The organism is Proteus sp. MB838 (assembly GCF_054767435.1).
Genome location: NZ_BAABMO010000006.1, coordinates 77,788 through 104,532 on the forward strand (window position 1 = coordinate 77,788; position 26,745 = coordinate 104,532).

The 26,745-nt window shown below is 38.9% G+C and carries 22 protein-coding genes and 1 pseudogene; 9 read left to right on the plus strand and 14 right to left on the minus strand.

Features of this window, described 5'->3' with window-relative positions; genetic code table 11:
* Window positions 1–260: 260 nt before the first annotated feature.
* Window positions 261–677: pseudogene (gene tnpA / locus ACYUCW_RS04270) on the minus strand (IS200/IS605 family transposase).
* A 22-nt stretch (window positions 678–699) separates the two neighbouring features.
* Here tnpA and ACYUCW_RS04275 point away from each other — a divergent pair.
* From ACYUCW_RS04275 to ACYUCW_RS04285, 3 genes are all read left to right on the plus strand, one after another.
* Entirely contained in the window at window positions 700–1,908 is a 1,209-nt protein-coding gene (locus ACYUCW_RS04275; RefSeq protein WP_285236047.1) for an RNA-guided endonuclease InsQ/TnpB family protein, read from the plus strand.
* A gap of 361 nt (window positions 1,909–2,269) precedes the next feature.
* Window positions 2,270–3,736 carry a dipeptide/tripeptide permease DtpA gene (gene dtpA, locus ACYUCW_RS04280; protein ID WP_163748886.1) on the plus strand — a complete coding sequence of 489 codons (1,467 nt, stop codon included), beginning with the start codon at window positions 2,270–2,272 and terminating at the stop codon, window positions 3,734–3,736.
* 184 nt (window positions 3,737–3,920) lie between these two features.
* A complete protein-coding gene (locus ACYUCW_RS04285; protein ID WP_004248294.1) occupies window positions 3,921–4,550 on the plus strand; it encodes a helix-turn-helix domain-containing protein in 630 nt (209 codons plus the stop codon).
* A gap of 7 nt (window positions 4,551–4,557) precedes the next feature.
* On the opposite strand, the gene ACYUCW_RS04290 is transcribed toward ACYUCW_RS04285, so the two are convergent.
* Window positions 4,558–5,238, minus strand: coding sequence for an RES domain-containing protein (locus ACYUCW_RS04290; RefSeq protein ID WP_004248293.1), 681 nt, complete (start codon window positions 5,236–5,238; stop codon window positions 4,558–4,560).
* A 214-nt stretch (window positions 5,239–5,452) separates the two neighbouring features.
* Entirely contained in the window at window positions 5,453–6,826 is a 1,374-nt protein-coding gene (locus ACYUCW_RS04295; RefSeq protein WP_004248292.1) for an MFS transporter, read from the minus strand.
* 766 nt (window positions 6,827–7,592) lie between these two features.
* Here ACYUCW_RS04295 and ACYUCW_RS04300 point away from each other — a divergent pair.
* Window positions 7,593–7,814: a hypothetical protein gene (locus ACYUCW_RS04300; RefSeq protein ID WP_063215491.1), complete on the plus strand. Its 222-nt coding sequence runs from the start codon at window positions 7,593–7,595 to the stop codon at window positions 7,812–7,814.
* A 63-nt stretch (window positions 7,815–7,877) separates the two neighbouring features.
* On the opposite strand, the gene mgtE is transcribed toward ACYUCW_RS04300, so the two are convergent.
* The 6 genes from mgtE to purM form a co-directional block, all read right to left on the minus strand.
* Window positions 7,878–9,341 (minus strand): magnesium transporter, encoded by a 1,464-nt coding sequence (mgtE, locus tag ACYUCW_RS04305; protein WP_012368037.1) that lies wholly within the window; start codon window positions 9,339–9,341, stop codon window positions 7,878–7,880.
* Between the two features lie 233 nt (window positions 9,342–9,574).
* On the minus strand, window positions 9,575–11,110 hold the full coding sequence (gene ppx, locus ACYUCW_RS04310; protein ID WP_004243438.1) for an exopolyphosphatase: 1,536 nt from the start codon (window positions 11,108–11,110) through the stop codon (window positions 9,575–9,577).
* Between the two features lie 3 nt (window positions 11,111–11,113).
* On the minus strand, window positions 11,114–13,195 hold the full coding sequence (gene ppk1, locus ACYUCW_RS04315; RefSeq protein WP_460408234.1) for a polyphosphate kinase 1: 2,082 nt from the start codon (window positions 13,193–13,195) through the stop codon (window positions 11,114–11,116).
* A gap of 46 nt (window positions 13,196–13,241) precedes the next feature.
* A complete protein-coding gene (gene speG, locus ACYUCW_RS04320; RefSeq protein ID WP_004243436.1) occupies window positions 13,242–13,832 on the minus strand; it encodes a spermidine N1-acetyltransferase in 591 nt (196 codons plus the stop codon).
* A gap of 109 nt (window positions 13,833–13,941) precedes the next feature.
* Complete coding sequence (purN, locus tag ACYUCW_RS04325) at window positions 13,942–14,571, minus strand: phosphoribosylglycinamide formyltransferase (protein WP_004243435.1); 630 nt, start codon at window positions 14,569–14,571, stop codon at window positions 13,942–13,944.
* A 13-nt stretch (window positions 14,572–14,584) separates the two neighbouring features.
* On the minus strand, window positions 14,585–15,625 hold the full coding sequence (gene purM, locus ACYUCW_RS04330; RefSeq protein WP_004248288.1) for a phosphoribosylformylglycinamidine cyclo-ligase: 1,041 nt from the start codon (window positions 15,623–15,625) through the stop codon (window positions 14,585–14,587).
* A 231-nt stretch (window positions 15,626–15,856) separates the two neighbouring features.
* On the opposite strand from purM, the gene upp reads away from it, so the two are divergent.
* The 4 genes from upp to hda all read left to right on the plus strand — a co-directional run bounded on the left by upp (window position 15,857) and on the right by hda (window position 20,264).
* A complete protein-coding gene (gene upp / locus ACYUCW_RS04335) occupies window positions 15,857–16,483 on the plus strand; it encodes a uracil phosphoribosyltransferase (RefSeq protein WP_004248287.1) in 627 nt (208 codons plus the stop codon).
* A gap of 108 nt (window positions 16,484–16,591) precedes the next feature.
* The gene (gene uraA / locus ACYUCW_RS04340) at window positions 16,592–17,893 is read left to right on the plus strand and encodes a uracil permease (protein ID WP_020945844.1); all 1,302 of its coding nucleotides are present in this window, start codon (window positions 16,592–16,594) and stop codon (window positions 17,891–17,893) included.
* Between the two features lie 295 nt (window positions 17,894–18,188).
* On the plus strand, window positions 18,189–19,394 hold the full coding sequence (locus ACYUCW_RS04345; RefSeq protein WP_004243426.1) for a mechanosensitive ion channel family protein: 1,206 nt from the start codon (window positions 18,189–18,191) through the stop codon (window positions 19,392–19,394).
* Window positions 19,395–19,556: 162 nt separating this feature from the next.
* Window positions 19,557–20,264, plus strand: a complete 708-nt coding sequence (gene hda, locus ACYUCW_RS04350) for a DnaA inactivator Hda (protein ID WP_036896130.1) — start codon at window positions 19,557–19,559, stop codon at window positions 20,262–20,264.
* 109 nt (window positions 20,265–20,373) lie between these two features.
* Here the strand turns inward: hda and ACYUCW_RS04355 are convergent, their stop codons facing one another.
* The 3 genes from ACYUCW_RS04355 to bepA form a co-directional block, all read right to left on the minus strand.
* Window positions 20,374–21,624, minus strand: coding sequence for an MFS transporter (locus ACYUCW_RS04355; protein WP_004248286.1), 1,251 nt, complete (start codon window positions 21,622–21,624; stop codon window positions 20,374–20,376).
* A gap of 847 nt (window positions 21,625–22,471) precedes the next feature.
* Window positions 22,472–22,828, minus strand: a complete 357-nt coding sequence (gene arsC, locus ACYUCW_RS04360; protein WP_004243423.1) for an arsenate reductase (glutaredoxin) — start codon at window positions 22,826–22,828, stop codon at window positions 22,472–22,474.
* 8 nt (window positions 22,829–22,836) lie between these two features.
* The gene (gene bepA / locus ACYUCW_RS04365) at window positions 22,837–24,309 is read right to left on the minus strand and encodes a beta-barrel assembly-enhancing protease (protein ID WP_049199531.1); all 1,473 of its coding nucleotides are present in this window, start codon (window positions 24,307–24,309) and stop codon (window positions 22,837–22,839) included.
* Window positions 24,310–24,463: 154 nt separating this feature from the next.
* On the opposite strand from bepA, the gene ACYUCW_RS04370 reads away from it, so the two are divergent.
* Entirely contained in the window at window positions 24,464–25,552 is a 1,089-nt protein-coding gene (locus tag ACYUCW_RS04370; protein WP_004243419.1) for an AI-2E family transporter, read from the plus strand.
* A 110-nt stretch (window positions 25,553–25,662) separates the two neighbouring features.
* Here ACYUCW_RS04370 and bcp read toward each other — a convergent pair whose 3' ends face one another.
* A complete protein-coding gene (bcp, locus tag ACYUCW_RS04375; protein WP_063215489.1) occupies window positions 25,663–26,133 on the minus strand; it encodes a thioredoxin-dependent thiol peroxidase in 471 nt (156 codons plus the stop codon).
* Between the two features lie 19 nt (window positions 26,134–26,152).
* Window positions 26,153–26,710: a glycine cleavage system transcriptional repressor gene (locus tag ACYUCW_RS04380; RefSeq protein ID WP_004248283.1), complete on the minus strand. Its 558-nt coding sequence runs from the start codon at window positions 26,708–26,710 to the stop codon at window positions 26,153–26,155.
* Between the last annotated feature and the right edge of the window lie 35 nt (window positions 26,711–26,745).

Consider the following 26,745-nt stretch of genomic DNA (forward strand, 5'->3'; position numbering starts at 1 on the left):
GAAATGACACAATCAATTATGACATTCTACCTATTTCTTTAGGGGTAAAAATGGAGGAAATATGAAAATTGAGTCAAGGAATGTGTTTATTGATTATATTCTAATCAGTTGTTGTCACTTAGCAATAATATGCTGGAGTTATCTCTTTTTTATAAAGAGAAAAACGATTTCTAGCTAGCTATCTCGGCGCACTTTATTTTTATCCAAAGCACCGTAAAACTCCGTCCTTCAGGTCGGGGATATAAGGCGCGGTTTTTTAACTAACTCGGTGTTTCCTGTTGCTCAATGTACTGGCGGATAATAGATATTGGTGCGCCACCACAACTCCGCGCGAAATAACTCGGCGATCAAAGAACCCCCTTGTAGTAATCACGTTGGGCAATATCAGGACGATCACGTCGAAGTAATCGACTCGATACCCCTTTAAGGCTGTTAACCAGATTAGATATCGCCAGTTTTGGCAGGTAATTAATCAGTAAATGAACGTGACCCCGTTCCCCATCCATTTCAACCAGTTCAACATCAAAATCAGCACAAACACTGGCAAAGTAGCCTCGCAATTTTTCAATTGCATCCTAAACAAATATTTTTCGCCGGTATTTTGTGACAAAGACCAAATGGACGTGCATCAGGAATACACAATGTCTGCCAAGGCGAATATTAGTTTTATTTTTCATAGACCAAAGTATAATAGGTAATATGAAACGTCTACAAGCCTTTAAATTCCAGTTAAGACCCAATGGTCAGCAAGAGCGTGAGATGAGACGCTTTGCAGGGGCTTGTCGTTTTGTTTTCAATCGGGCATTAGCACGTCAGAATGAGAATTACGAAGCAGGGAATAAATACATTCCCTATACAAAAATGGCTTCATGGATCATTGAGTGGAAATCTGATACAGAGACACAATGGTTGAAGGAAGCCCCATCACAACCGTTACAACAGTCACTGAAAGATTTGGAACGGGCTTACAAGAATTTTTTCCAGAAGCGTACCGCTTTTCCACGATTCAAGAAACGCGGTAAAAATGACGCTTTTCGCTACCCGCAGGGCGTGAAGCTGGATCAATCCAATAGTCGTATATCATTGCCAAAGTTGGGATGGATGCGCTACCGCAACAGTCGTGAAGTCGTCGGAGACGTGAGAAACGTCACGGTCAGTCAGTCATGCGGTAAATGGTACGTCAGCATTCAGACTGAGCATGAAGCGACAGAACCACAACATGAATCAACCTCAATAGTCGGGCTTGATGCAGGGGTTACAAAGCTGGCCACGCTTTCAGACGGTACGGTATACCCGCCCGTCAGCAGTTTTAAAGTAAACCAGCGAAAGCTGGCAAGGCTTCAACGGAAATTAAGCCGTAAAATCAAATTCAGTGCCAACTGGCAAAAACAAAAGCGCAAAATTCAACGTCTGCATTCTCATATTGCCAATATCAGGAAAGACTACCTTCACAAAGTCACCAGCGAAATCAGCAAAAACCACGCAATGATTGTCATTGAGGACTTAAAGGTCAGTAACATGTCTAAATCGGCAAAAGGTACGACAGAACGGCATGGACGGAACGTAAAAGCTAAATCTGGTTTAAACCGCGCAATACTGGAGCAGGGCTGGTATGAAATGCGCCGTCAGCTTGAGTACAAGCAGCTCTGGCGAGGTGGTCAGGTACTGGCAATACCACCAGCCTACACCAGTCAGAAGTGCGCTTACTGTGGTCATACAGCAAAGGAAAACCGCCAGTCACAAAGTCAATTCGAGTGCCTTGAATGTGGATATACAGCGAATGCTGATATCAACGGGGCACGTAACATTTTAGCGGCAGGACATGCCGTGCTTGCCTGTGGAGGGAGGGTGCAGTCAGACCGCCCGTCGAAGCAGGAACCCGCCGAGGTGATTCAGACATCAGTCTGAACGCAGTAGGGATCCACGTCCTTTGGGGCGTGGAGGATGTCAAATAGTGATGATGAATAAACCAGCATAAAATAAATGATTAATAATCAGTGAGTTATTTTGTTTGTTGATTTTTTGAACGCATAACTATTTTGTACAAATGGCGTCAACTATGATAAAACGCAATAGTTAGTTATAATTCTTAGATAATTATTCTTTCCGGTGATAGAATGCCAACCTTGTTTTTCTCTGTGTTGAACTCTTTGTTAAGAATAACAATTCAGTATGAATAACACCGCGCTTTAACTCTGTCTTGAATCACAATGTTTTTGGTAAAAGCAGCCCAAAAATAAGGGCATAATAGAATAACTAGAGGTTTTTAGTGTCAACTGCAAACACACCTGAAGATGAACAGAAACCGAGTCTGAATGCGTTTAAACAGCCTCGTGCATTTTATCTCATCTTCTCAATCGAATTATGGGAACGTTTTGGATATTACGGCTTACAAGGGATCATGGCCGTTTATCTGGTTAAAATGCTGGGTATGAGTGAGGCGGAAGCTATCACTGTTTTTGCCGCATTTACCGCATTAGTTTATGGCTTTGTGGCAATTGGTGGCTGGCTTGGCGATAAAATTCTCGGGACAAAAAGGGTTATTGTCCTAGGGGCTATTGTGCTGGCAATTGGTTATGCCATGGTTGCTTTCTCCGATCATGATAAAGATATGATTTACTGGGGATTAGCCACTATTGCGGTGGGTAATGGTTTATTTAAAGCCAATCCTTCCTCTTTATTAGCCACCTGTTATGAGAAAGATGATCCACAATTAGATGGTGCATTTACCATGTACTATATGTCGATTAATGTGGGATCATTTTTATCCATGTTAGCGACACCATGGTTAGCGGCGAATTATGGTTGGGATGTCGCTTTCGCATTAAGTGTGGTGGGGATGTTGATCACACTGGCAAACTTTATGCTATGTCGCGGTTGGATCAAAGATAAAGGCTCTAGGCCTGACTTTGAGCCACTAAACTACCTGAAACTGTTATTAACGCTGGTGGGGATTGTTGCTTTAACGGCAGTATCAACGTGGTTATTACATAATAATGAAGTGGCAACATGGTCTTTAGTGATTATTTCATTAGGTATTATCCTGATTTTTGCCCGTGAAACTTTTATGATGAAAGGGGTTGCACGGCGTAAAATGATCGTCGCTTTCTTACTGATGGTGGAAGCCGTGGTATTTTTTGTTCTTTATGATCAAATGCCAACATCATTAAACTTTTTTGCAATCCATAATGTTGAACACGCTATTTTAGGCTTTAGTGTTGAGCCAGAGCAATTTCAATCACTTAACCCATTTTGGATCATGCTAGCTAGTCCATTATTGGCTGCTATATATAACTTTATGGGTGATAAATTACCCATGCCTTATAAATTCACAGTGGGAATGTTTTTGAGTGCAACTGCATTCTTAGTATTACCATTGGGGGCGAGTATGGCAAATGAAGCTGGTATCGTTTCATCATGGTGGCTTGTTGCCAGTTATGGCTTTCAAAGTATTGGTGAGCTGATGATCTCAGGATTAGGTCTTGCGATGGTGGCCCAACTAGTGCCACAGCGTTTAATGGGCTTTATTATGGGCGCATGGTTCTTAACATCTGCGGCAGCTGCAATTATTGCTGGTAAAGTGGCAAGCTTAATGGCCGTTCCTGAAGACGTACAAAATGCACACGCATCATTAGAAATTTATAGCAGTGTATTTTTACAAATAGGTATCGTAACAGGTGTTATTGCACTGTTAATGCTATTTACTGCCCCTATGCTGAGTAAAATGACACAGTAATATGTGAAATTTATTGTCAGACAATAAAAGGATGCCTTAGGGCATCCTTTTTTATATCTATTTAAAAATAAAGTTAATTTTAACAAAAAATATCTATAGTACTTGATAATGTTGTTTTTTATTTATACTTGTTTTATACACTTTACTCACTATATAATGAATAAAATGTAAAAGAGAGGTGGGTATGAACAGCGTAATACAAAAACGAACATCACAACAATTATCGGTAGAGAGAGTGGCTGTTCTAGAAAGAATGACTGTTCTTACAAAAGAATTGGTTAATGAATTAGCAGAGAAGAAAAGTTTAGCAAGTGCTTTAAAAATGAGTGATAACGAATTGGCTCAGTTAATTTTTGAAACTCAACTGATACGTTCGTCTGCAATTTCACCAAGAGAACAACGTAAAATAGCCCGTTTAAACGAAGGCGCTATTAAGTTTTCTGAACGGCTAAAAGAGCTTGGAGGCACATGTAGAGCTAGCCAAGCTGCAGCTATTTTGGGAGTAAAACGTCAAACGATTAATAATCGGTTAAAGGCTAATAAACTATTAGCGGTTAAAGTGGGAGGAGAATATCGATTACCTATTTTTCAATTTGATGGTAATCGATTAGTGGATGGATTAGATGAGATCTTAATTTTATTGGATAGTTTAAGCTCAACAACAAAAGTATCATTTTTAACGAGTATGTATTTTTTTGAGGATGAACAAGATATTAATGTTATTGATGCGCTTAAAAAATATGGACGCATGAGTGAACAAATGCAAGAAATTATTCATCAAGCTAAACTTTTTGGAAAACATATTTCAAACTAATAAAAATCTACTCATTATCGTTGATCTTAAAATGTAATGTTTCAGTAATGATCTCAAGTCCTGTAATGTCTTGATAGGGCCAATTTTGCGGAAAATTTTCTTTTTTACAATCTGTGTATAAATCAAGGGAGCAGTGAGAAATATCAACAAGAGGAGGGATAATATGTTTTCTACACCAAAAGGCTGTACACATTCCATAGTAATGCCTTGAAGAGTAGGTTATACCATCATAATCAAGCCCTGGGGTATTGGCTGCCCAATCAACAATATTCTGAGTAATGTCATAACTTTTCCCCATGACTTGGTCTGCAGTGATATGCAATATGCCCTGTAACTTTGGTATATCAATAAGTTTTGTTTTACGTGTAGTTGCAAGTGTGTATATCTGAGCTTTTTTTAGATCACTAAGACCTAAAATAAAAGCCTTATTATGTTGATAGTGACGTCCTAATGATTCAGCAATAGCTACAACTGCATAATCAGCGGTATAGCATATTCCCGTTATGCCTGTTGGATCATTGTAGCGACCCATTTCTAATGGATCTGTAGGTGCAAAATAGTGCACTCCTGACGTGTAATGTTTCCATTGCCATCTTTTTTGCTGGTTTTCCTCTTGGATTTTATAGGGGATATGACCTTCGGCTTCTAATTGTGCCAATTCTTTATGCAAATTTTTTTTGTTAACCATTTAGCTTTAAGCACTCCCTGCGATATAAAAATATTCTTTAACAGGGTAAAGAGCAAATTGTGTATTATCAATTGATTGATATATAACAAGATTAAATTCAGATAAACTACAGTGATTAGATTAATTATATTGATGCAACAACACCACCTATTAGGGTGGTGTTGTTGTGAATAATAAATTCTAAGGAGAGTAAAATATTTCTTGCTAGCAACGATTAACTAGCGACTTTATCAACTTGCAATGCTATCTCTTTTTCCCGTGAGCTGGTGTTTACCGCGATCCAGCCTTTATAAGCTAAAGGTAAGAATGCGATAACAATGGCTAATGCAGAAACAGCTGCAACATAATAAGCTCCTGCCATTGCCGTTTTTTCCAACCAAGCACCCGTTAACATTGGTGTTAAGCCACCAAATACGGCATAGGCCATATTATAAGCAAAAGAGAGGCCAGAAAAACGAATTGAAGGAGGAAATGCTCTAGTACTCACAATTGGCGTTGTGGCAATTGCACCGACAAAAAAGCCCATCAAACCATAGTTAAATGCTAATTGGATACCAGACATATTGGCATCTAAGCTTCCATAAAAATGGAATGCGGTAACAATTAATCCACCCCATGATAAGGTCATGGATGCACGGGTTCCTAATTTATCCCCCAACCAGCCCCAGAAGATACATCCTAAGGTCAGCGTTAAGGTGGCAACACAGTTAGCTTCTAACGATGTTGTTCTGTCTATTTTGTAGATCCCTTCAACAATGACACTGGGTGTCATCAAAATAGTAACAACAATAGCTGTAGATAAAGACCATGTTAATGCTGCAGTAATTAAGCAGGCTTGTTTATGGTTTTTGATAACCGAAACCACCGGCATTTCTTGTGCTAAGGCTTTTTTAGCCGCCATCTCTTTAAAGATAGGTGTTTCTTGTAAAAAACGACGTAAATAAACCGAGATCAAGCCAAATATGCCACCTAAAATAAAGGGAATTCGCCATGCAAAATCATTCACTTCTTGAGCGCTATAGCTGCGTTGTACAATAATAGCGACGATAGAGCCTAATAAGATGCCACCAGTAATACCGGATGTTAAGGTACCCACCCCTAAGCCATAACGCTGTTTCGGGGTGTGTTCGGCAATAAATACCCAAGCCCCGGGCATTTCACCACCGATAGCCGCCCCTTGCATAATACGCATCAATAACAGTAATAACGGTGCAGCCACACCGATGCTGGCATAGGTAGGTAATAAGCCAATCACCAAAGTAGGTACAGCCATTAAAAAGATACTTAAGGTAAACATACGTTTACGGCCGATAATATCGCCATAGTGAGCCATAATGATGCCACCTAAAGGACGAGCAAGATAACCGGCAGCAAAAATACCTAATGTCTGCATCTGAGCGATAAAAGCGTTATCACCAGGAAAGAATAAATGGCTCAATGTTTTCGTAAAGAACACGAAGATCACGAAATCATAGAACTCCAATGTTCCTCCTAGTGAGGATAAACCCAACGTTTTATAGTCGTTGCGGTTTAAAGGTCTTGCCGTAGGTTGACTCAACGGCTGAGTGGAGTGTGATTGTGATGTCATAATAACAACCTATATTAATCATCGTGATAAAAAAGAGTAAATAACCAAACCATCAATAAAATTCTTAAAAAAGTTGATCACAAAGGTGGCAATAAATAACGTTAAAAAGTTATTTATCGTCTTTTATACAAGAAAGAATAATATTGTAATGATGTAAATAGTTATATCAGGAAGCTCTTTATGAAGTAAAGAGCATAAAATAAAACAATTTGATAAGTTGTCATTGTGAACATCTGTAGTTTTTAATGCTAAGTTTTGTTTGTTTTGTGATTTTTAGGACGGTTTTTATTTTCTTGTGTAGTTTTTTAATAAAATTAGAGGTTTTGTTCTTATCTTTATTTCCATTTATTAGTTATGGTTAAAAAAACTATTTATTGAATATCATTTCAATTTTTCTAAATTGAATTAAATAATAAAATTAGCGTTATTTTAATTTATTATTTCTTGTTAATTAAATAATAATTAGATTATTAATTAATAAATATTGATGTTTTGTAGCAATATAACCTGTTATTGGCATTATTTTTGGGGTATTCATCTAAAATAAACTCATTTATTCATTGGTTTTAAATTTCTTAAAACTGAAAATTATTGATATTAAATGTCAATAAAATTGGTTGTTTTAAGCGTGGTTACGCATTTTTATTTAAAATATAGATTTTAAATAGTTAAATGATAAATAGGGAAAAACAGCAAAAATCATCTCAAAGCGTCATTATCTGGTTATAATTACATCAGATGTCGGTGGATATAGCAGGGGGAAATGATGAATTCAATTTCGATAAGTGCGGTGTTGTTAACCGCGATTGTGCTATTTGCATCTGTGTTTGTTGTCGCTTTAGCTAGTAGTCTGCTACTAAAAAAAACGCTGTATGGGAGTCTGCAACAAGATAATTTATCAGTCAGTGTTGCGGTAAGAAGAACGTTTATGGTATCGCTTGTTGTCGCATTACTACTGGTCTATTACTTTCTTTCAACAATAGCCTAAAAAATCTATAAAAACAAAAACGCCACTGTGATGTACTCTACAGTGGCGTTTTTATCTGTTTTGTTAAACTAAGAAAATAGTGGCTAGGCCTAAGAAAATAAAGAAGCCACCAGTATCGGTGATCGCGGTGATCATCACACTTGAGCCAATAGCCGGATCTTTACCCAGTTTTATCATGGTCATCGGTATTAATACTCCCATCAAGGCAGCCATTAATAGGTTGAGTACCATGGCCATTGTCATTACGGCGCCCATCGCAACATCACCATAAAGGAAGTAAGTTACAACTCCCATTATTCCCCCCCAAACAATACCGTTGATAAGGGCAACACCTAACTCTCTTAAAATTAAGAACGAGAAACTACCAGTCTGAATTTGATGTAGTGCTAATGCACGCACAATCATAGTAATGGTTTGGTTACCGGTATTTCCCCCAATACCTGCAACAATGGGCATTAAAGTTGCTAAGGCGACTAATTGGGAAATGGTATGCTCAAACACACCGATAACACGAGAAGCGACAAAAGCAGTACATAAGTTGATAGCAAGCCATGTCCAACGTGTTTTAACCGCTTGCCCGACAGGGGCGAATACATCCTCTTCTGGGCTTAACCCCCCCATACGACGAATGTTGGTATCGCTCTCTTCATGCATATTATCGACGATATCTTCAACGGTTAAACGTCCCATTAACAGGCCATTACTATCAACAACTGCAGCCGAAATTAAGTCATAACGTTCGAACGCACCCGCTGCATCTTCGCCTTTCTCTTCGGGCATAAAGCTGACAGTATCGGTTTTCATGACATCAGAGACCCGTTTATCCGGCGACTGGGTTAATACTGTGGTTAAGGGTAATTCACCTAACAGATGATTGGCATTATCAATAACGAAAATTTTATCCGTGGCTTCAGGAATAGAGCCACGTTGGCGTAAATAACGTTGAACCGTTTTTAATGTTACGTTGCCACGCACGGTGACAAACTCAAAATCCATCATCTGTCCAACACTATCCTTCGGATATTGCAGGACTTCTCTGATCCTATTACGCAGACTTGGTTCTAAATAGGTCAAAAGACGACGCATGGTATCACGGGGTAAATGCTCCGCAATATAGGCTTGTTCATCCACATGCAAAGAAGCGACTGAGCGTAATAATTCACGATCCGTCATATCTTTAATTAGGCTGTCCCAAACGGCGACAGAGGCTTCGACTAAAACCGCACCACGCTCATTATTATCAACCAAATGCCATAGGGCTAAACGTTCATCATAGGGAAGGGCTTCAAGAATATCTGCAATATCTGCCGCGTGTAGATCTTGTAGTAATTCTCTAACAGTGGTGATTTTTTCATGAAGTTCATGGTGGCTCAGCCTATCACTTTCACTTGCTTCACCTAACACTGTTTCAACAAAACGGTCATCTTCAAGAAAGATGTTCAGAATTTGCTGACGCAGGTGTGCCACTTTTTGTGAATATGGATTGATGGCAGCCGCAGTATCATTATTGATAGCTGATTGAGACATGTTATTCCTTTTTAATTCTTACGAGGGAGATAACCATTAGTATTCATTATTCCATTTTAGGATGATTATCGGTCTTCTCCATATAAAAAAATAGCGATCTTGAAAATATTACATTGGGTATTTTCATATTATCGTCACAAATCAAACCTTACGTTGTTATGTGATAGTTGTTGTATGATAAATGCAACAAAAGACGCATTATACCGCGTCTTTTTCTGTATAATATCATATTGTTAAGCAGATTCCTCTTTTATATCCAGTTTCCAGCCTGGAACGGCCTGCCAATGCTCCTGTTCTTTTTCTAAATCCAGTTCCATCAATGTGTTATCGGCAAGATAATTTTTAGGAAAATAGAGTGTCCAGTGATTATCATCGGTCACTAAACGTAAAGAAACCGGTTTAGTGGTTGATTGACGCTGATTATTAAGTAGTGTTGCTAACCTAAGTATTTGTACTAATGGATAATACTGTTTCTTTTTATATAGATTAAATTTAGGTAACTCATCAAACTTAATTGCTTTGCGATGATAACGAACTAATGTAGTTAATAATTGTTGTTGTTCTTGATTAAAACCGGGTAAATCTGTATTCGAAAGAATATAAGCAGAATGACGATGCAAACCACTTAAATTGATACTTAATCCCACTTCATGCAACATCACCGCCCATACTAAAATCGCTTCTAGATCAGGACGAACCAGTTTAGGATTTTGTTCCGCCCACTGAGCATACAGTGATTGCATTGTGGTGAGGACGCGCTTAGCTTGTTCACGATCGATATTATAGTGTTCAGCAAGGCTTTTGGCGGTACGCTGGCGAATATCTTGATGACGAAAACGGCCTTCCATTTCATACAATACACCTTCACGTAATGCACCATCAGATAAATGGAGAGCCTTTAAGCCTAGGGTATCGAAAATACCGCATAAAATGGCTAAACCAGGTACAAAACTGTGTTTACGTTCATCGGATAATCCCGGTAGGGTGATATCCTTAAATTTTTTAAACCGTAGTACCTGTTTGGTCAACATTAATAGGCGTTCAGGGGTGATCACACCATCTTTTTCACCAAATTCAACCAAAATTTCATGTGCAGCTTTGATAGTACCCGATGCGCCTAATGCGACATCCCAGCCGGTCATTTTATATTGCCAAGCAATTTTTTCCATTTTACGTGCTGCTTTTTCGCGTGCTTTACGAAAAGCGGATTCGCTAATTTTTTGGTTCGGGAAAAATTGACGGCTAAAACTGACACACCCCATACGCTGGCTTTCGATCAAGATGGGTTCAAAATTTTCTCCGATCACTAATTCGGTAGAGCCTCCACCAATATCAATCACTAGCTTACGCCCTTTTTCAGATTGCGTATGCTCAACGCCCATAAAGATCAGGCGTGCTTCTTCGTGACCAGAAATAATTTCAATAGGATAGGGCATCACCTCTTTTGCGCGTTGCAAAAAGACTTTGGCATTGCTAGCAACCCGTAACGTATGTGTACCGACCACAGTGACATTTTCTGCTGGAAATCCCTGTAACCTTTCAGCAAAAAGGGAAAGTGCAGAAAGCCCCCGCAACATTGCTTCTTCACTGAGTTTATCATTATCATCAAGGCCATCGGCAAGATATACCCGTTGTTTTAAACGACTTAATACCTGTAAGGCACCATTGACAACACGGGCTATGATCATATGAAAACTATTAGAACCAAGGTCTATAGCCGCAATTTCTAAAGGACGTGGTGAAGAAGAGTCATCTTGTAATAAAGGCATTGATTACGCTCGTGATCCTGGTTGTTCTAATGATTTAAGGTATTCATATACAGCAAGTTGGGCGCGGATCTTACGTTTATTTCCTCGAGGAACATAGCTATTTGTTAGATCTTTATCTAAATATCGTGCTTTTACAGTATCATTAAACTGGATCTCAAGAATATCCAAAATACGCTGTTTTAGCTGAGGGTCGAGTAGTGGTACGGCAACTTCAATACGATAATCAAGGTTACGAGTCATCCAGTCTGCGGATGATAGGAAAATTTTCTCATCCCCTTTATTGGTAAAGACATAAACACGATCATGCTCTAAAAAGCGGTCAACAATACTGGTGACCTGAATATTTTCACTAAAATCGGGCTGATTAGGGACTAAAGAGCACATACCGCGTACTAATAGGCGGATTTTAACACCTGCTTGAGAGGCATCATAAAGACGATTAACTAACTCTTCATCGACTAAATTGTTAACTTTTAAGGTAATACCCGCAGGGTGCCCCGCTTGAGCATTGTGAATTTCATTTGTGATCAACTGGTTTAACAAAATACGTGAGTTTTGCGGTGATACCATTAAATGTTCAAAAGTCACCGGACGATAAGGGTTTTCAATAAAATTGAACACTCGACGTACTTCATTATTAATTTCTGTATTCGCGGTTAACAGAGAATAATCGGTATAAAGGCGTGCGGTTTTTTCATTAAAATTCCCAGTACCAATATGCGCATAGCGAATGATCTCGCCTTCTTCTAAACGAGAAATAATAAATAATTTCGCATGAATTTTTAAGCCGGGCGCTGAAAAGATAACGTGGACGCCAGCTTCGGTTAAGCGTTTAGCCCAATGTATATTCGCGGCTTCATCAAAGCGAGCTTGTAATTCAACGACCACAGTGACACGCTTACCATTGTGGGCGGCGTGGATTATCGAATCGATAATCCGAGAGTCTTTTGCTACGCGATAGATATTGATTTTTATCGAAATAACACTGGGATCAAAAGACGCTTGGCGTAATAATTCCAATACATGCTCAAAGGTATGATAAGGATAATAAAGTAACACATCACGTTCACGGATCGCATCAAAGCCATTACGGAAATTATCAAACCAAACATGCCGTAAACGAGGAATAGGTTTATTTAATAGAAACTTACTACCCTCATTAGGAAAATTAATAAAGTCTTTAAAGTTGTGATAACGCCCACCAGCAATGACCGAGTCATTATTAGATAAACCTAATTTGCTACGCAGTAAAGCAACCATTTCATCGGGCATATCACGTTGGTAGACAAAACGAACAGGTTCAGCGGTAAGACGTTGTTTTAAGGTAGATGACATCATTTCTAATAAGCTGGATTCCATTTCAGTGGCTAAATCATATTCAGCATCACGTGTCATTTTCATGGAATAAGCATTTAAAGAATCATAGTCAAAGAAGCCTTTAAAAATTTCATCAAGACAATAGCGTAAGATATTATCCAGCAAGATCATTGACTTTTTCTTACCTCGGCCTTGTTCTGTGGGCAAAATAACAAAACGAGGGACTTTATCGGAGGGGATCTCTAACAAAGCGTAGTGAATAGTTTGCCCCTGAGCAATTTCAACGGCTAAATATGTGTAGTCATCTTTTAAAAACTCAACCAAATTAGTTTCAGGGTTGATAAGGATCGGCGTGATATGTTTTCTTAAGTTTTGGCGAAAATATTGGCGTAACCAAATTTGTTGATTAGGTGAGATTTGCCGTTCATTGATTAAAAAAATCTGATTACGCGCCATTTCTAAAAGCAAGTCGTTATACAGTGCGTCGAATTCTTGGTCGGCTTTGGCAACTTTAGATTGGATTTTTTTGATTAAATGACGAGCGTGACTAGAGCCAGAGCGTGAGCCGCGCTCCTCATTAATTAAAATACGCCGTTTTACATCCGCAAAGCGAACTTTATAAAACTCATCAAGATTATTTGAATAGATCCCCAAAAACCTGACCCTTTCGATTAGCGGGTTACGTTTATCTGCCGCCTCTTGCAATACTCGCTCGTTAAACGCAAGCCAGCTGATCTCTTTATCAATATAGAGTCGTTCTTGGGACATCTGAACTCCAACATGGGTTAAAGTTAAATCTTATTATCTGAATTAATCAGACATATTGTTTTATCGTTGCACCCGGTTTAACAAAATTTTCCGGTCTTGCTGCTTTGGCTTTTTGTTCAAAATAAGGGGCTTGGAATGTACACATTCTAATCGCAGAACGGTAAGAGCCATTAACAAAAAACTCATCTATTAAATCACCTTCTTTCTTAAAGCCAAGCTTTTCATAAATATGAATCGCTTTAGCATTCTCTTTATCGACGATTAAATAGAGTTTGTATAAATTAAGTACAGAAAAAGCGTAGTCCATCGCTAACTTTGCCGCGCGGGCTGCATAACCATGGCCTTGATGAGCAGGGGCGATAATGATTTGAAACTCAGCACGACGATGAACATAATCAATTTCAACCAGCTCAACTAAACCGACTTTTGTGCCTTCACTTTCAGCAATAAAACGTCGTTCGCTTTGGTCGTGAATATGTTTTTCATATAGGTCGCTTAACTCAATAAAAGCTTCATAAGGCTCTTCAAACCAGTAGCGCATAACGCTAGCATTATTATCAAGTTTATGGACAAAAGGAAGGTCTTCTCTTTCGAGAGGACGTAATTTTATAGGTGGAACTTTCTTACCACCGGACATAAGCACCTCGGTGAAAATGCATTGAATAAAAAGAGAAAAGGGTGACACAATAAAAGTCACCGCGGGCTACAGTGTAGCACAAAGTGACTTTTTATCTTAAGTGAAACCGTTAATCAAGATTGTCAAACAGAACATTACCATCAAGTAGCGCCCGATTATCTATCATTTTTAATCTCTCTTCTGCTAACCAACTAATTGCGAGAGGATAAATGCGATACTCTTGTGTTTGTATTTTTGCTTGCAAACTTTGTTCGGTATCATCAGGAGAGACGGGAATACGCGCTTGAATGATCATCGGGCCACCGTCTAATTCTTCCGTGACAAAGTGTACGGTAGTACCATGAAAAGTATCTTTATTCTCAATAACTTGTTTATGTGTATGCAGACCGGGATATTTGGGAAGTAAAGAGGGATGAATATTTAATAGCTTATGCTGATAATGGTTGACAAATAACGGCGATAAAATACGCATAAAGCCAGCAAGAACCACAATATCAGGCTGATAGCCATCAATTTGAGTGATTAACGCTTTATCATAAGCTTCTCTATCAGGATAATCAGCCGGATCGATAAAGTAAGCAGGGATATCCGCTTGTCTCGCTCGTTCAAGCCCATAAGCTTGTGCTTTATTGCTGAAAACAGCCACAACTTGGCCTGCGATTTTATGCGCCCTACAGGCGTCAATAATCGCCTGTAGGTTGCTACCATTTCCTGAGATCAGGACCACAATATTTTTCATGGGGGTACTTTTACTAATTGATAATCACTTGTGCATCACCCGCTGCTTGCGGGGCAATATCACCAATTAACCATGCCTTTTCACCACAGGCATTAAGATGTGATAGCGTTTTTTCAACATCAGCTTGGCTCACGGCGATTAATAAGCCGACACCACAGTTAAAGGTACGATACATTTCATGAGTGCTGACATTACCTGCCTGTTGTAGCCAGTTAAAGACCTCAGGCCACTGCCAACTTTGGCTATTAATACGAGCTTGCGTATTTTCAGGTAGCACGCGCGGAATATTTTCCCAAAATCCACCACCAGTAATATGTGCCACTGCGTGAATATCAACGTTTTCAATTAATGACAGGAGTGATTTTACATAAATACGGGTTGGCGCTAAGAGTTTATCAGCCAGTGATGTATCACCTAATGGGGTAGTTTCAGCACAGGCACCACTGACTTCAAGAATTTTTCTGATCAGTGAATAGCCATTAGAATGAGGGCCACTTGAAGCGAGAGCAATTAATGCATCACCCGCTTTAACTTTGCTACCATCGATAATCTGTGATTTCTCAACGACACCAACACAAAAACCGGCGATATCATAATCGTTACCATGATACATGCCGGGCATTTCCGCTGTTTCGCCACCCACTAAGGCACAGCCGGATTGCTTACAACCTTCAGCGATACCCGTTACAACCCGTGCGGCAGTATCGACATCTAACTTGCCTGTGGCATAGTAGTCAAGAAAGAAGAGAGGCTCAGCTCCTTGAACGATTAAATCGTTAACACACATTGCGACTAAATCGATACCAATATCATCGTGGCGATTTAAGTCCATCGCAAGGCGAAGTTTAGTACCGACACCGTCAGTGCCTGACACTAAAATAGGTTCGCGGTATTTAGTGGGAATAGCGCATAATGCACCAAAACCACCTAAACCCCCCATAACTTCAGGACGGCGAGTTTCTTTTACTACACTTTTAATACGATCGACTAAAGCATTACCTGCATCAATATCGACACCGGCATCTTTATAGCTGAGAGAGGATTTGTTAGTCACGTCTAGCCCTCACGGCAAGTTGCTGTTAAGAAAAAATGTGTGCGGTGGCTATTCTAACAGGCAAAGCAAACGTTTGCGAGGATCTTCTTTTTAGATCACAATTATTCATGTTAGTGTGGTTAAAAGCTGTGCGATTGATCAATATCAATAGAAAAACGATGGAAAGTCACTAAAAAAGCGGTATAATCTCGCGATTTTTTTGTCTGGCTGCGTCGTACATTAGGAGAAATTATGAAGATCGTTGAGGTAAAACACCCACTCATTCAACATAAATTGGGGCTGATGCGAGATCATGATATAAGCACTAAACGCTTTCGTGAATTGGCTTCAGAAGTTTCCAGTCTACTGACGTATGAAGCTACCGCCGATTTAGAAACAGAGACGGTAACAATTGAAGGTTGGTGTGGCCCGGTTGAGATAGAACAGATTAAAGGAAAAAAAATTACTGTTGTACCTATCCTCCGTGCCGGTCTTGGGATGATGGATGGAGTATTAGAAAATATTCCTAGCGCCCGGATCAGTGTAGTTGGTGTTTACCGCGATGAAGAAACCTTAAAGCCCGTCCCTTACTTCCAGAAACTAGCCTCTCATATTGAAGAACGTATGGCACTTGTTGTTGACCCAATGTTAGCAACTGGTGGCTCTATGATTGCCACAATTGATTTATTAAAAAATTCAGGCTGTACTTCAATTAAAGTTTTAGTGTTAGTGGCTGCGCCTGAGGGGATCAAAGCATTAGAAGAAGCTCATCCTGATGTTGAGTTATATACTGCATCGATTGATAAGCATCTTAATGAGCATGGGTACATTGTCCCAGGCCTTGGTGATGCGGGTGATAAGATATTTGGTACAAAATAATGATTAAGCCGACTTTGATAGTCGGCTTTTTTTTGGATCACTTATTGGTTTGTTTTATCGCTGAAATTTAAATTCCATTTATATCTATTTTAAAGAGAGGTCGTAAGCATGACTCGTCGTGCAATCGGGGTAGAAGAGCGCCCACCATTATTACAAACAATCCCATTGAGTTTTCAACATCTGTTTGCCATGTTTGGTGCTACTGTACTTGTGCCGATTTTGTTTAAGGTTAATCCGGCCACCATATTATTGTTTAACGGTATCGGTACTCTGCTTTATCTCTTTATCTGTAAAGGTCGTATTCCTGCTTATTTAGGTTCAAGTTTCGCCTTTATCTCTCCGGTGTTATTGCTACTTCCTTTAGGCTATGAATTAGCATTGGGCGGGTTTATTGTCTGTGGGGTGCTATTTTGCCTTGTTGCTGGCATTGTGAAAATCGCCGGACGCGGATGGATTAATGTGATGTTTCCTCCTGCGGCAATGGGCGCAATCGTTGCCGTAATAGGTCTTGAGTTGGCCGGAACCGCCGCTAATATGGCTGGATTATTACCTAGCGCAGATAATCCCGTTGATAGTCAAACATTGATAATCTCTATGGTGACACTGGGTGTGACTATTTTAGGCTCAGTGATGTTTAGGGGATTTTTGGCTATTATTCCTATTCTTATTGGCGTGTTAGTCGGTTACGCACTCTCTTTCTTTATGGGCGTTGTTGATGTGACACCGATTAAAGAAGCCAATTGGTTTGCTCTGCCTACCTTTTATTCGCCGCGTTTTGAGTGGAGTGCTATTTTTATTATCTTGCCGGCGGCATTAGTGGTTATTGCCGAACACGTAGGGCACCTTGTGGTAACCGCGAATATTGTTCAACGTGATCTCATGAAAAACCCAGGCTTACATCGCTCTATGTTTGCAAATGGTTTTTCAACCATTATCTCCGGATTTTTTGGCTCTACACCTAACACGACTTACGGTGAAAATATCGGTGTTATGGCTATTACTAAAGTGTATAGCACTTGGGTCATTGGTGGTGCAGCAATTATCGCTATCTTACTTTCTTGTGTTGGTAAACTGGCAGCAGCGATTGCAGCGGTTCCCGTACCGGTAATGGGCGGTGTCTCTTTATTACTGTATGGTGTAATAGGGGCGTCCGGCATTCGCGTATTATTAGATTCGAAAGTTGATTATAACAAACCACAAAACTTGATATTAACAGCGATCATTTTAATTGTCGGTGTAAGTGGTGCATCAATTCAAATTGGCGCAGCTGAACTAAAAGGCATGGCCTTAGCAACGATAGTCGGTATTGTTTTAAGTTTAGTGTTTAAGCTGGTGAGTATTATTCGCCCAGAAACTGAGTTAGTGGATGATACTCTGGAGTCAATTAACAAACATACAAACACCAAGTAATCATTGATGAGCTTTTTTCGCTAATATTTCGTCATTGAACTAAAAAGCAGTCATAGACTGCTTTTTTTATTGGTTATTTTTTATTCTTATAAGATAAACAAGAACTCTTTTGTTATAAAAAGCGTTTAAAACTTAGAAAAAGAAAATAAACTTAATAATAATATTTATTTAACGCAAATAAATGAGACAATGAGATTGTTAGTGGTTTAGTGATAGCGATACTTTTTAGCTATTATTGAGCTAAAAGTTGTTTTAAGGTTGTAACAAAGTTTTTAAAAGGGTGACGACGCTAGTTATGGAAAAACTTGTTGATATATACGACTTTATCGTATCTAAGCAGATTTTCACCACGCTGTTTTTAGTGATCACGTTGCTGGTGGTGTGGTTTCTGGCAAAGATGATCTTTCGTCGTATAGCCAAGCGTCTATTGTTTTTATTCACCGAACTCTCAGATGAAGAGACGATAGAAGATATTGCGAAAAAAAGTGCCTCTATTGTTGCAGTCACTCTGGTTCTCTATATAAACCAGTTATTGCCTTCGTTTTCAGCACAGATGAATATTATCTTTGAAACGGTTTGTCGTGCTTTTATCGTCATCAATATTGCTTCTCTTCTTAATAACGCGTTAGATATTTTCAATATCAGGCATGCTAAAAAATCGTGGCACCGTAACAATTCGATTAAAGGTTATATTGAAATTGCTAAGATAGTGGTGTGGATCATCGCCTTTATTCTTATTATCGCGCTATTTACTGAACAATCCCCACTGATTATTATTTCCAGCTTTGGTGCGATCGCTGCGGTATTGATGTTTGTTTTCCAACATACCCTTATCTCATTCGTCGCTAATATTCTGATCTCAAATGGTAAAGTGTTAAAACTATATGATTGGATTGAATTACCCAGCAGTAATATTAGTGGTGAAGTGATTGATATCGCACTGCACACAATTACAGTACGTAATTGGGATAACACGATTTCTCGTATACCCACAAAGGACTTTTTAACCGAAAAATACACTAACTGGCAACCGATGTTCTCTTCAGGAGGCCGTCGTATCAAGCGTAGTTTCTATATTGATCAATCCTCTATTTCATTTGCTACAGAACAGTTAGTGCAGGAGCTAAAAAATACTGCGCCACTTAAAAAAAGCATTGAAGCGATGTTAGAAGGTAAAGAAGAAGAGATAGGCGATATTAATACTTGGTTAGAAACCAACGGGGTGACCAATCTACAACTTTTTAGAAAGTATATGTTAAATTGGATCAAAATGCGTGGTGATGTGAGGCCGGATATGTATTTGGTGATAAGAACAATGCCCCCCACACCAATGGGATTACCCGTTGAATTATATTGTTTCACTCGTGCTACCACATGGGTGGAATATGAAGAGACGCAATCAGAAATTTTTGAGTATATAAATGCTTGTGCTAAGTATTTTAAATTAGATATTTACCAGCAACCCTCAGGTCACGATCTCTCTAAGATAACGTTTAAATAGTGAAATAGAATGGCTAAACTGATCTTATATTGATGTCAAAATAAACAGTTTCGCTATTTATTGCTGTCATCTTAAGCAGCTCGTCTTGCTTTTTTAATATTGATTCTGTCATTGATAGAATTTGTGTTAGAATCACGACGTTTATTAAACTATTCAGGTGAGGTGCTTCTGAATACGCCATCACAGCTATCATTACCACTATCTCTGCCCGATGATGAGACATTCGATAGCTTTTACGCAGGGGAAAATGCATCACTCGTTGCAGCGATCCAAACTGCTATTCACCAATCACATGGCAGTTATATCTATTTCTGGTCTCGTGATGGGGGCGGAAAAAGCCACTTGTTGCATGCAGCTTGTGCAGAGCTTTCTTTAGCCGGAGATGCAGTTGGTTATGTCCCTCTTGATAAACGGGCTTATTTCGTACCAGATGTGCTTGAAGGTATGGAGCATCTTTCATTAGTTTGTATCGATAACGTTCAATGTATTGCGGGTGATGAAGAGTGGGAACTTGCTCTGTTTAATCTGTATAATCGCGTATTAGAACTTGGTCGCACCTGTCTATTAATCACAGGGGATAGACCTCCCCGTCAAATTGATTTACAACTTCCTGATCTCGCTTCTCGCCTAGATTGGGGGCAAATTTATCGCTTACAACCGCTAAGCGATGAAGAAAAAATTCAAGCACTACAATTAAGAGCGAAACTGCGTGGATTTGAATTACCCGAAGATGTGGGTCGTTTTGTATTAAAGCGCTTAGATAGAAAAATGCGCACATTATTTGAAATGCTAGATGAACTCGATCATGCCTCTATTGTGGCTCAACGTAAGCTGACCATTCCTTTCGTAAAAGATATTCTTAAGCTTTAATCGCAAGCTATTTAAAACAACGTATTATGCAATAGATAACCAGTAATAAAAAACCGCTTATCTCGAAAGATAAGCGGTGAGTGCAACAAATAAAGAATGGGGGAAATAATTAATGTGCTTCTACAACTTTTGTTTTCTTCTGCGGAACCACTAAGTAAATCAGATAAAGTGCGGTGATAGCCACAGTGTAACCCGTAAAGATCAACCAGAATGACTGCCAATCAATAACACCATCTGTGGTATACAAATCAATAACCCAGCCACTTAGCATCGCACCTAAATAAGTACCAAAACCATTCACTAAGGTCATAAACATACCTTGTGCGGTAGAGCGATATTGTAATGGGATCTCTTTTTCTAGGAATAGCGAGCCGGAGATATTAAAGAAATCGAAAGCACAACCATAGACAATCATGGATAACAACAGAACGATTTGGCCTAATGATGAATAGTCACCGTAAGCGAAGAAACCAAAACGTAAGATCCATGCAATCATACTAAATAATACGATAGTTTCTATTCTCACTCGTTTTAATAACAGGGGTAAAAATAGAATAAAGACCACTTCAGAAATTTGAGAAATGGATAAGAAAACAGAAGGATAATGAGCCAAGAAAGAGTCATCAGCATTAGGTGCTTTGGCCATATCTTGTAAGAATGGAACCCCAAATGTATTGGTAATTTGCAATACTGAACCTAACAATGTGGCAAAGAAAAGGAAAATAACCACATTTTTCTTTTTAAACACTTGTAAGGTATTCGATAAGCTAAAAGCGGCCACTTCTTCTTTTGCTTCTGTTTTATCTGTCGCTTTTGTCGCCGGTAAAAACATCGCAAATACCGCTAAGATAATAGAGGCTATTGCAGCAACAAACAGTTGATCGTAGCTATTACCGAAACCTAAGAAGCTAATAACCCACATTGCAGCAATAAAACCCACGGTGCCATAAACACGGATTTTGGGGAAATAGTCATTTGGCTCTAGGTGTTTTTGTTCTAGTAACTCAAAAATAATACTGTTTGCCATAGAAATGCTTGGCATAAAGAACAATAAATGCAGAAGTGTCGCAAAGAAGAGGGTAGTCACTGTGGTCATTTGGGACATCAGCACTAAAGCAAACGCGGATAAAATATGCAGAATAATAAAGACCAGCTTACGGTTATTTATCTTGTCCGCAATAAATCCCATGATCACCGGTGCGATCAGTGATGCTAATCCTAAAGCACTAAAAATTAGCCCAACGTCAGTACCTTTAAAATGTAATTTATCAAATAGATATGAAGCAAACGTAACAAGCCAAGAGCCCCAAATAAAAAATTGGAGGAATGAAACAAGTTTGAGTCTATGTACGATGTTCATTAAATTTCCTATTAGCCTGGCAATCATCTGGTATTTTGATGATTGATTAGTTTTAGTCGCCCATATGTTGGCTATATTTTCAGTTAGTTTGCCGATATCTATACACTTTTAAAAAAAACATAACGCACTATCTCTAGTGAGATAGCGAGTAGGCATGTGTAAAAGAAGTGGCGAATTAACGTATTTTGCTATGTTGCAGTATTGTTTAAATTGTATCTCTAATATTAATTTCTGAATTGGATGATAACGAAAATAAAAATGGTTCGAAGTGTATCGCAAATCAAATCTGCCATCATATTTTCTGAAGACCATAATAAGTAGGAATTCACTCGTGTAAAGAGACTTTTGTCACAATACAAATGAAACGTTTCATAAATTTTTTCTGTTGGCTGTTATTTGTAACAGGATAATGTGATCGTGATAGATATTTTTGATCTTGGTAAAATATTCACTATAAAAAAAATGAAATTAAGATGAAATATTTTGAAAGCAAGCAATAAACTACCTTATTCTACTAATGGAAATAACTATCGTGTTTCCTTAGTGCTTGTAACATAAAATTAATATTAGTGACCTTTAGAATATACAGATGGCGGTAACACCGTTGTGATGTGGTAATAAAGCAGTAGAGAATTGTGTTATTGATATGAAGAGGAGTGAAGTAAGTTAATAGGTATAACGTGTTGGTTTTCTGTCATTTTGAGCGCACTGCAGATAATGAGTTATTAGGGCGCATCACCGATCTTTGAAAACAGCCGTAAGGTTTCTCATCTCAATGCTCTGAAATCACTCAGATTACGTTTTAGTGATGCGCCATACCGTCAATGTCGGCAATTGCCAATTTAGCCTACTTAAAAAGGGCGGTAACTTGCTCAGGTGGACGACCTAAACGCGCTTTATTGCCAACGACCACAATAGGACGTTCAATTAATTTAGGATGATTATGCATGGCCTGAATTAGTGCTTCTTGTGAGCTCTCATCAGCAAGCTTTAGGGTTTTATAAATTTCTTCTTTGGTGCGCATTAATTTTCTTGCATCGTCAAAATCTAGCGCTTTGAGTAATGCTTTTAACTCATCGACAGAAGGCGGCGTATCTAAATAATGAATAACGTCAGGGGTGATATGCATCTCTTCTAATAAATGTAAGGTTTCACGGCTTTTAGAACAGCGCGGATTATGATAAATCGTTACTTTGTTGGTCATATTATCCCTTATTTAAATTGACTGTCTTTATGTTGAAGTTTACGCAATTGATCAATACGTGCATCAAAACGAGCTTGCTCATTACTGCCTAATTTTACTTGACGACTCGCATCACCAAGATAACGAATGGCAGTTTCAAAATCTCCTCGTAATGCCAAATCTTCAGCGTAAGCTGCAAGCTCTTGGGCTCGATTACCTTGTTTTGCCGCATTTTCCGCCACCAACTGCCAACCAATAGGATCGTCAGGGTTGTCAAAGGTATAGCGATATAATAATCGATTAGCTTCGTTATATTGCTTATTTTGCATATAAGCATTAGCTAAATTAACCGTCAGTACTTTGTTATTAGGTGATTGCTTAAGCGCTTGTTGTAAACGTGTTATCGCTTCTGCAGCACGGTTTTGCTCTACGTCAATATCGGTAATGGCATCAATAAGCCAGATATTATTTGGCTCTTTTGCCAGCATAGGGGCGAGTATTTTTCTCGCGTCATTAAATTTACGATCACGAGAATAGAGTAAGGCTTGTGCATAATTGGCGGCTGATTTTTCTAATTCCGTTCCTTGCCTAAACTGATCCAGTGTGGTTTGCAAGGCGTTACTTGATGAGGGGTTTTTCTCAAGCATAGTTAATACCCGCATTTTAGCATAGAGAAAATTAGCCGATTGTGGCACTTTGCGCGGAGCATATTGCGCTGCACGGCTACGTGCATCAGATAAACGGCTGTCAGGTAAGGGGTGCGTTAATAGCATTTCAGGCGGCTTAGAACTATAGCGCACTTGGTCTGCTAAGATCTGCATAAAATTAGGCATACCTTGTGGATCAAATCCTGCACGATAAAGAGTTTGTATTCCTATCCGATCAGCTTCTTGTTCGTTCATTTGCGTGAAGGTGATCATGTTTTGTTGCATCCCAGCCATACTTCCCGTAAAGGTGGCTAAACCGGCATTGGGGTTAGCCATAAATATTAAAATAGAGCCTAATATTCCAGCCATAGCCAGTGGCGTGGTTTTAGACTGATCTTCTAACATTCTTGCAAGATGACGCTGGGTAACGTGAGAAATTTCGTGGGCGATAACAGAAGCTAATTCACTTTCATTGCGACTGTATCTAAATAGTGCTGAGTGCAATACGATATTGCCACCAAAATAAGCAAAGGCATTAATATTGGGGTTATTCACTAAATAAAAGTGAAAGGGGGTTTTTACCGAACTGGCATTAGAGACTAATCTTTGACCTAAATTATTGATGTAATTAGAAAGTAGAGGGTCAAAAACTAATGGTGCACTATTTCTTAATTGGCGAGTATAGTAATCACCCATAGCGATTTCTTGATTGATACTCAATGTTGAGCCTGCTGTCGTTCCCATATCGGGCAGGGTATCTTCAATATCAATCGCAGCGTGAGCAGGCAACACTGATGTTGATAGCAAAGTAGAAACAAGAAGCGCGACCAATGGTTTTTTAAGTCTGAGTTTCATACAACAACATCCTGATAGCTATCTTAACGAAAAATTTATAATTAATGATGTATCATAGCAAAAGCTAACGTAAAATCCGTCAAAAGATTATTGATTATGTAAATCAATACATATAGATATATTTGACTTATTATTATAAAGGACCTCTATTTTCATGCTGGACTTGCTTGTTCAATGGTATAAACGTCGATTTGCTGATCCCCAAGTTATCGCGCTGGTGGTGATCTTAATTGCCGGTTTTTCAATTATCTACTTTTTCAGTGGCATACTTGCACCATTATTAGTCGCCATTGTATTAGCTTATTTGCTGGAATGGCCAACACACTTACTTGAGAAGTTAGGGTGTGCACGAATTTGGGCCGTATCAATCGTTCTGACACTATTTATAGGTATTAGTGCCATTGTTATTTTGATTTTAGCGCCAACGGTATGGCAACAAGCCATGACGCTAATTTCAGATATCCCTAATATGATCAATAAATTCAATGCATTTGCTCGAGAATTACCTGAGCGATTCCCCGCATTAATGGATGTTGGCATCGTGGATATGATGGCGGAAAACTTGCGCAGTAAATTTTCAACGGTGGCAGAGTCAGTGTTAAAAGTCTCTTTAGCCTCTTTAATCGGTGTTATCACGCTCTCTATTTATCTGATCCTTGTGCCATTAATGACGTTCTTTTTATTAAAAGATAAGCAACAAATGCTCAATGCTGTCCGTCGGGTATTACCCAAAAATAGAATTCTTGCAGCACAAGTGTGGATTGAGGTTAATCAGCAAATCACCAACTATATTCGTGGTAAGGTTACCGAAATGGTGATTGTTGGTGTATTTACCTATTTTGTCTTTGCTTTTTTTGATTTGCGTTATTCAGTCTTATTAGCGGTTTTAGTTGGCGTTTCGGTTTTAGTGCCTTATGTGGGGGCGGTACTCGCAACTATTCCAGTCATTGTAATTGCACTTTCTCAATGGGGATTAGGCTCTGATTTTTGGGCGCTATTTATCGCTTACTTAGTGGTTCAAGGTTTAGATAGCAACTTATTAGTACCGATATTATTCTCTGAAGCTGTCAATATGCACCCCTTAGTCATTATCTTATCCGTGATTATATTTGGTGGTATGTGGGGCTTTTGGGGGGTGTTTTTCGCCATTCCTTTAGCGACGTTAATCAAAGCAGTATTACATGCGCTGCCTGATGAAATTGCCAATGAGCCACCTTTAGAAACATTAGAAAAGAAAAAGTAATAAAGTAATCATAGACGCGATTTATCATCAACTTATTGATAATAAAAAAACAGACAGCGATAGTTAATGGCTGTCTGTTTTATTTATCAGCATTAAGCTGTGATCATAAACTATGGGTGTGCAGCTAAATAATCGATAACCACTTGGTGGTGATTGCTGGTTTTAAAATTATCAAACACATGTTCAATCACACCGCTTTTGTCAATTAGGAACGTCGTACGATGAATGCCATCGTAAGTTTTCCCCATAAATTGTTTTTCACCCCAAATGCCAAATTGCTCTGCAACTTTATGATCTTCATCAGAAAGTAAGGTGAAGTTTAACATCTCTTTTTCGGCAAAACGGGAAAGTTTTTCTGACTTATCAGTACTAATTCCCAATACCTCGACGTTGGCTTTTTTTAGTGTATCCATCTCATCACGTAAGCCACAAGCTTGCGTTGTACAGCCTGGTGTCATCGCTTTTGGATAAAAATAAACGAGCACACGTTGGCCAGCAAAATCAGACAGATTAATGATTTCTCCATCTTGATCAGGCAGACTGAATTGAGGTGCCTTATCACCGGCTTTTAATGGGTTCATTACCTAATTCTCCATTCTTTTATTGTTTCATCATCAGACTATTTACGATACTTATTGTGCCTTGAGCGTTTAACTCTGTACATAATTGATTGAATTTCTCATGAATAACGAGACCATGATCATCTAACGGATTATGGGCCGTGATCTGAATTTCTAAACGAGCAGGAGTACCATCCTCAGAAGGGTGAGTTTTAGAAACTAATTCTGCAAGATTAAAGTGATGTTGACTAAATAAATTGGTAAAACGTTCAACAATGCCGGGGGCATCTTCTATATCTACTTTTGCAGTAATGGTTGATGGGTAAGAGACTGGCGCACCCATTTTGGTTCTTTTCATCACAGTCAATAAATCAAGTTCTGCACTTTTTATCGGCAGTAATGCTTCAAGTTGGGCAATCGCATTCCAACCACCAGAAAGTAGCATGATAAACGTAAATTCTTGACCGAACATCGCAAGCCGGCTGTCTTCGATATTACATCCGCATTGGCTAACTAATTGCGTAATGGTATCAACGATACCAGGACGGTCAGTCCCTAATGCAGTGAGTACGAGAAAATGTTTATCAGGTATAGGCAAAATAGGCTTCCTTTTGACTTTCAGTTTATTCCTAA